This window comes from Verrucosispora sp. FIM060022, assembly GCF_003977705.1.
Lineage (GTDB): Bacteria > Actinomycetota > Actinomycetes > Mycobacteriales > Micromonosporaceae > Micromonospora > Micromonospora gifhornensis.
Genome location: NZ_RQIV01000002.1, coordinates 852,709 through 859,583 on the forward strand (window position 1 = coordinate 852,709; position 6,875 = coordinate 859,583).

Consider the following 6,875-nt stretch of genomic DNA (forward strand, 5'->3'; position numbering starts at 1 on the left):
CCGCCATGGCATCAGCGGGGGCAGGCGTGTCGGCGGTACCGGAGCGGCCAGGCAGCCGACTGAGCGGCGACCGGATCGCCACGGCGGCGCTGGTCATGATCGCGGTCAGCGTGTTGTGGCGCGCCCAGGTGGCGTCCCGCGGTTTCCTGGCGGCCGACGACTACGTGCTGATCACCCAGGCGGCGGAGTCCCGGCTGACCGTAGAGCACCTGCTCGCGCTCTACAACAACCACCTCATGCCCGGCGGGCGGCTGCTCATCTGGCTGGTCACCGAATACGTCGGCCTGGCGTACTGGCCGTACGTGCTGCTCATGGCGATCGGCCAGGCGATCCTCGGGATCACCTTCTTCCGGCTGCTACGGCGGATGCTCCGCCCCTCCGCGCTGCTGCTCCTGCCACTCGGCCTGCTGCTGTTCAGCCCGCTGACCCTGGAGGCGAGCACCTGGTGGGCGGTCGGCGTCAACATGCTGCCGATGCAGATCGCCATGGTGCTCGCGGTCTCCGCCCAGGTCGGCTACGTGCAGACCGGGCGTCGGCGGCACCTGGTGAGCCTGGCGTCGGCTCTGCTGCTCGGCCTCTTCTTCTTCGAGAAGTCGATCCTGATCGTGCCGCTGGTCTTCCTGCTGACCGCCGCCTGCTACGCCGACGGTGGTCCGGTACGGGCCATCTGGACCACGATCCGTCGGTGGTGGCCGTCCTGGCTGATGCTGACCGTACTGTCGCTCGGTTTCGCGGCGGCCTACCTGGGCCGTTCGGAATCGTCGCTGCGTCGCCCGGAATCGGTGGGCGAGGTCTTCTCCTTCCTGACCCAGATGTTCGGGTCGACGGTGATGCCCGGCCTGGTGGGCGGCCCGTGGCAGTGGCTCGGGGCCGGTGACGGCGCGCCCGTCGCCTCGCCGCCGCAACTGGGCACCTGGGTGGGCTGGACGATCGTCGCCGCCGTGGTCGCGGCGACCGTACGCCAGCGTCGCCGGGCCGGCCGGGCCTGGCTGCTGCTCGCGGCCTACCTGCTGATGGTGGCGGGAATGCTTGCCGCGACCCGGCTCGGCTCGGCCTTCAGCGGGGTCGCCGGCGGCGTCCCCCGGTACGTCAGCGACGTCGTCGTGGTCGCGGCGATCTGCCTGGGCGTCGCCGTGGTCGGGCTGGCCCGCATGACCGGCCCGACCGTGCCGACGACACCGGCGCAGCCAGCGACACCGGCGCAGCCGGTGATCGCGTCGACCACGCCGGCTGTTGCGGCGACGGGCCAACCGGCACGGCTGGTCTCCGGGCACGGTGTCATCCACGCGGAAGCCCCCGTCGACCCGGAACCCCATCCCGGCCGGGCCGCTCCCGGACCACCCCCGGCCGACGTGCCACCGTCGAACCCGACCGAGCCGCCCACGCCGGGACTGCTCGGTCCGGTGCCGGAGCGTTACCGGGAGGCGGTCACCGTCGTCCTCGTCCTCCTCCTGGTCGCGGTCGGCCTGGGCACGGTCTGGACCACCGCCCGGTACGGCGACGAGTGGGCGGCGAAATCCGGCCGGTCGTACATCGACACCGTGCGGATCGAGATGGCCAGCGCGCCACCGGACACCGTCTTCTTCGACGCCCCGGTGCCGGACAACGTCGTGCCCCGCCTCTCCTCGCCGTACAACCTCCAGTCCCGGTTCTTCCGCGCCTTCGGTACCCGCCCCACCTTTGTCGACGAGACCGACAACGCCTCGGTCCTCGACGATCTGGGCCGCATCCAGGTGGCCACGATCGTGGGCAGCACCATCCAGCCCGGCCCTCAGGAGGGTTGCGGCTACCGGGTCGGCACCGGAGAGACCGTACGGATGCCGCTGAACGAGCCACGCTTCGAGTGGCACTGGGTGGTACGCATCGGCTACCTCAGCTCGGCCGACGGCACGGCGACCCTGCGGCTCGGCGACGGCGTGGCCCAGTTCCCGATCCGCAAGGGTCTCAACCAGCGGTTCTTCCGCATCACCGGTGGCGGCGACACGGTGGAGCTGACCGTGACCAGCGGCGAGGTGTCGCTCTGCACCAACGAGATCGCGATCGGCGACCCGGCACCCAGACCCGAGTAGCGGCGTACGTCACTCGGGGCGGAACAGCACCGAGTTGACGTACCGGGGACGGGGCCAGACGACCCGGCGGGCGAAGCTCTGCCCGACCCGTACGATCGCCTCCCGCTGGTGTCCACCGAGGTCGAAATCGGCAAGCGGCACCCATTCGCGCTCCGGCAGCACATATCCGCGGTAGCCCCAACCGGTGAGCAGGTCCAGCAGCGGCTCGACCGGTTGGATCCGCTCCTCCACCTCGATCAGCAGCACCGGCCGGTCCCGCTTGACGGTCTCCGCCGCGCCGCGCAGCGCCGGCAGTTCGTGCCCCTCGATGTCGAGCTTGACGAACCGCACGTCGGTCAGGCCCAGCGAGTCGAGCGTGATCCGTCGTACCGGCACCGGCTCACCCTGTGTCGGATCCTCCAGCGACGAGGTGCCCACGATCGCGCCCCCTGCGGGCAGGTACAGCGTGGCGGAGCCCTCGTGGTCGGAGACCGCCGCCTCGACCACCTCGACCGCGGGGAAGGCCGATCGCAGCTGTCCGGCCAGCGCCGCCGTCGGCTCCACCGCGACCACCCGCTCCGCCCGCCCCAGCAACCGGGCCGTCCACGGGCCGTACCAGGCACCCACATCCACCGCCGTACCGCCGGACGGAACGAACTCCGCCAACCGGGCCAACTCCGGCTCGACCCGCGGATAGGCACGGCGGATCGCTGCGCCGAGCAGCCGCTCGGGAAGCATTGCCGCCAGGCCGGAGGTCGCTGCGGGGGCCAGCTTCGTCGACGCCATGGGGCAGCACACTAGACCCTTTCCGCGGCGCTGGGCAGGGGCCGTCGGTGCGGGGCTGTCCGGAAAGGCTACCGGCCGGTACCGTCTTGCCGGTCGGGCCGCTTCCCGACGGGATCAGCCGGCCGGTCGTGCGGGCGGCCGGCAGACGCGGAGTGGCATGACACAGACGACGGGCAGCGACACCAGCAGGGTTCGGCTCGGCGCGGCCGGTGCCGCCGTCACCCTCGCCACGCTGGTGACAAACGCGCTGGCGTACGTCGTACCGGTGCTGGGCGCCCGCCGGCTGAGCGCCGCCGACCTGGGCGCGCTGGCCACCGTCCTCGCGCTGGCTGCGATCGCCGCGGTGCCCGGGTTCGGGTTGCAGATCGCGGTGGCCGCGCACCGGGCCCGCTGGGGTGGCGACGGAGCCGGCCGACTCGGGCTACGCACCGCCGCGCTCACCGGTGCCGTCACCCTGGCCCTGGCACCGTTGTTGACGGTGCTCCTGCGGCTGCCGGCCCCGCTGACGCTGCTGCTCGCCACCACCACGTTCGCCACCGTGATGGCCGGCCGGTGGCTCGGTGAACTGCAGGGCGACCAGCGTTTCCTGCGGCTCGCCGTCGCCATGGCCGTACTGGCCGCCGGCCGCTACGGCGGGCTGGTCGTCGGCCTCCTGCTCGGTCGAGGACCGGCAACCTGCCTGCTGTTGACCACGGTCACCGGCCTGCTCGCCCTGCCACTGCTGGCCCGCCTCGCCGCCCCCACCACCACTGCGACAGCCACGCCCGGTGCGGTGCCGACCGGGTCACGAGATGATCAGCCGAGGTCCGCCGAACCGGGCGACCCGGTGCCACGCCGGCTGGGTGCCCGGCAGGTGACCACCGCCTGCGCCGCCACGCTGGCGATGCTCGCCATCTCGTACGCCGATCTGATCCTCGCCCGCCAACTGCTGCCCGCCGCCGACTCCGGCGCGTACGCGGTCGGTTCGGTACTCACCAAGGGCGCACTGTGGGCACCTCAGGTCGTCACCCTGCTGGTCCTGCCCCGGCTGGCCCGGGGCGACCGGCGCGCCCGCCTGGTGGCGCTGGCGTTGATCACGACCTGCGGCGCCGCCCTCGTCGCGACCGCCGCCATCGGCGGCGAGTTGGCGTTCCGGCTCGCCGGGGGCGCCGACTACCTTCACCTGGCCGACACCGCGCCGATCTTCGCCGCCACCGGCGCCCTCTACGCAGTGGTGTTCATGCTCGTCAACGACCGGGTGGCGACCGGCGCGCGCTGGCCGGCCGCACCGCTGTGGATGGCCACGGTCGGCCTGACCGTCTGCGCTGCCCTCATCGCCCCACGCACCGTCACCGGGGTGCTGTCCTGCGCGCTGGTCACCGCCGCCGTGACCGCCGCGACGATGTCCTGGCTGGTCTTCCGACCGAGCCACCCGCGAACTACACAGCGTGACCGTACCGCTGCCCCAACGCCTCAAACCGGTGTCGATGGCGACTCTCCGCACACTCAGACCCCCCGTACCCCGTCGCGTTGGCTACCGTAGTTGCTCCCGGGGTGAAGGTTCCCAACTCCGCCCACGGCCATTTCCGAAGAGGTAGCTGTGACCCTGTACGGCGAGAACCGTCCGCCCGCTGACGACGACCGGCCCACGGTCCAGGTGAAAGCGGTCAGTTGGCCTGTCGAGGAACCGGAGCGCCCCACACCTGTCGATCCGCCGCAGGGCAGCGCCAAGCGATCCCGCCGGGTCCGGATCCTGCTCGCCACCGGGGTGGCCACCGCCGTGCTCGCGTCGGTGGGCGTCGTCGCCGCCTGGACGTACGCCGGTGACGTCCCGCGCGGCACCACCGTGCTCGGCACCGAACTCGGCGGGCGCAGCCGGGCCGACGCGGCGCGGGAGCTGCAGGCGCAGCTGGACCGGCGCGCGGCCGAACTGGCTGCCCCGATCGAGGTACGGGTGGGCGAACGCACGGCCCAGATCAACCCGGCCGAGGTCGGGCTCACTGTCGACGTGGACGCCACCGTGGCCGCCGCGGCGGCAGCCCAGGCGCACGCCGTGGACCGGTTGGTCGGCTCCCGCGAGATCGAGCCGGTGGTCTCCGTCGACGTGCCGAAGCTGGAAGCCGAACTGCAGAAGTTGGTCGGCAAGCAGGGCCGGAAGATGACCATGCCAGCGATCACCTTCTCCGGCACCACCCCGAAGGCCCGTCACCCCAAGCCGAGCCTGGCCCTCGACACCGAACACTCGGCGCAGGTGGTCAAGGAGGGCTGGCTCAGCGGGCAGCCGGTGACCGTGCCGTTGGTGGAGAACCACCCGGTCACCTCCGCCGACGAGGTGGACCGCCTCGTGGAGGAACTGGCCAAGCCGGCGGTCGCGGCACCCGTCAAGCTGAACACCGACCGGGGCACGGTGACCATCCCGCCACAGGCGATCGCCAAGAGCCTCCAGTTCAAGGCCGACAAGGCCGGCAAGCTCACCCCGAGCGTGGATGCCAAGAAGCTCAGGTCGGCCCTCGGCGACCGACTCGACAAGGTCGAGGTGGCGCCGAAGAACGCCACGATGACCATCTCCGGCGGCAAACCGAAGGTGGTCGACGGGCGCGCCGGCAAGCAGGTGGACATCGGCAAGCTCCGCGACGACCTGCTGGCCGTCCTACCCCGCACCGACGACCGTACGATCTCCGCCGACCTCAAGCCGGTCACCCCGAAGGTCACCGCCGAGAAGATCTCCGGTCTGGGGATCAAGGAGAAGGTCTCCTCCTTCACCACGTACTTCACCGGCGGCCTGTCATCGCCACGTAGCCAGAACATCGTGACCATCGCCAAGCACGTCGACGGCACCGTGGTCCTGCCCGGCGACACGTTCTCGCTCAACGGCCACACCGGGGAGCGCGGCTACGCGCAGGGCTACCGCGACGCGCCGGTGATCCTCGACGGCAAACTGGTGCCCGGAGTCGGCGGTGGCACCTCGCAGTTCACCACCACGCTGTTCAACGCGACCTACTACGCGGGCCTGGAAGACGTCGAGCACAAGCCGCACTCGTACTACTTCAGCCGCTACCCGGCCGTCATCGAGTCCACGATCTTCTGGCCGAACCTCGACTTCAAATTCCGCAACAACACCGAGTACGGCGTACTGATCGACACCTCGTACACCGCCAACTCGATCACCGTCTCGATCTGGAGCACGAAGATCTGGGACAGCGTCAAAACCGAGTACGGCCCCCGTCGCAACATCACCTCGCCGAAGACCGTCTACCTGGAGCCGGGGCCCAGCTGCATCCCGGCCAACGGCAGCCAGGGCTTCACCCAGGACGCGTTCCGCGTCATCAAGAAGGACGGCAAAGTCGTCAAGCGGGAGAAGTTCACCTGGACCTACGACGCGGAGCCCCGCTTCATCTGCGCCAAGGAACCCGCCTGACCTCGGCACACACCGGACGATGACCGCGCCGCCGAGGCACAGTGGTTCACCCTCGGCCCGGCGCCTGTCCGCCCATTCCGAGGACGGAGAGAACGCGCGGAGAACACGCCGCGGGTCAACGGTCTGGCGCTGCCCGTCCTGCTGAGGGAACTGTTCGACCTCAGCCGCTGGCGACACCGGGTGACGACGTCCTACATGATCTCATGCCCCTGGTTCTCCTCCGGCTCCCCTAACACCCACGCTCGAACACCCTCACTGTGGTGCTCGGGACTCCCTTTGCTCTGCTTCAACCCACGCAACAACCAGCAACGGAAACCAGTGCGTGGATTGAAGCAGAGCAAAGCAGTTCAGGCAGACATGCCCGGCCCGCCGGCCCGTGGCATTGCGCGAGGTCATGACCAGGGCGCCGCTCGACGGCGCAGAACCCGTCCCCGATCCCGAACCAGCAGTAACTATTTCCCGGGGGGTAGATACGTTCGAGGGCCACCCCAACAAGGGTGGCCCTCAAATCGAAGAATGTCCGGCGGTGTCCTACTCTCCCACACCCTCCCGAGTGCAGTACCATCGGCGCTGGAAGGCTTAGCTTCCGGGTTCGGAATGTAACCGGGCGTTTCCCTTCCGCCATAACCGCCGTAACCCTATCA

The 6,875-nt window shown here is 70.5% G+C and carries 4 protein-coding genes and 1 rRNA gene; 3 read left to right on the forward strand and 2 right to left on the reverse strand.

The genetic code is table 11. From position 1 onward, the window contains the following. Positions 1–5: 5 nt before the first annotated feature. The gene (locus tag EG812_RS10480) at positions 6–2,069 is read left to right on the forward strand and encodes a hypothetical protein (RefSeq protein WP_126711435.1); all 2,064 of its coding nucleotides are present in this window, start codon (positions 6–8) and stop codon (positions 2,067–2,069) included. A 9-nt stretch (positions 2,070–2,078) separates the two neighbouring features. Here EG812_RS10480 and EG812_RS10485 read toward each other — a convergent pair whose 3' ends face one another. After that, positions 2,079–2,834 carry an FkbM family methyltransferase gene (locus tag EG812_RS10485; RefSeq protein ID WP_126711436.1) on the reverse strand — a complete coding sequence of 252 codons (756 nt, stop codon included), beginning with the start codon at positions 2,832–2,834 and terminating at the stop codon, positions 2,079–2,081. Positions 2,835–2,991: 157 nt separating this feature from the next. Between EG812_RS10485 and EG812_RS10490 the strand changes: the two genes are divergently transcribed. Beyond that, positions 2,992–4,356 carry a polysaccharide biosynthesis protein gene (locus EG812_RS10490; RefSeq protein WP_126711437.1) on the forward strand — a complete coding sequence of 455 codons (1,365 nt, stop codon included), beginning with the start codon at positions 2,992–2,994 and terminating at the stop codon, positions 4,354–4,356. A 57-nt stretch (positions 4,357–4,413) separates the two neighbouring features. After that, positions 4,414–6,231, forward strand: a complete 1,818-nt coding sequence (locus EG812_RS10495) for a VanW family protein (protein WP_013736406.1) — start codon at positions 4,414–4,416, stop codon at positions 6,229–6,231. A 518-nt stretch (positions 6,232–6,749) separates the two neighbouring features. Here EG812_RS10495 and rrf read toward each other — a convergent pair. After that, positions 6,750–6,866 (reverse strand): 5S ribosomal RNA (gene rrf, locus EG812_RS10500). Positions 6,867–6,875 lie beyond the last annotated feature (9 nt).

Bases quoted from the DNA above. Each gene is read 5' to 3' on its own strand.
- EG812_RS10480 (WP_126711435.1), top strand. From the start codon at position 6: ATGGCATCAGCGGGGGCAGGCGTGTCGGCGGTACCGGAGCGGCCAGGC.
- EG812_RS10485 (WP_126711436.1), bottom strand. From the start codon at position 2,834: ATGGCGTCGACGAAGCTGGCCCCCGCAGCGACCTCCGGCCTGGCGGCA.
- EG812_RS10490 (WP_126711437.1), top strand. From the start codon at position 2,992: ATGACACAGACGACGGGCAGCGACACCAGCAGGGTTCGGCTCGGCGCG.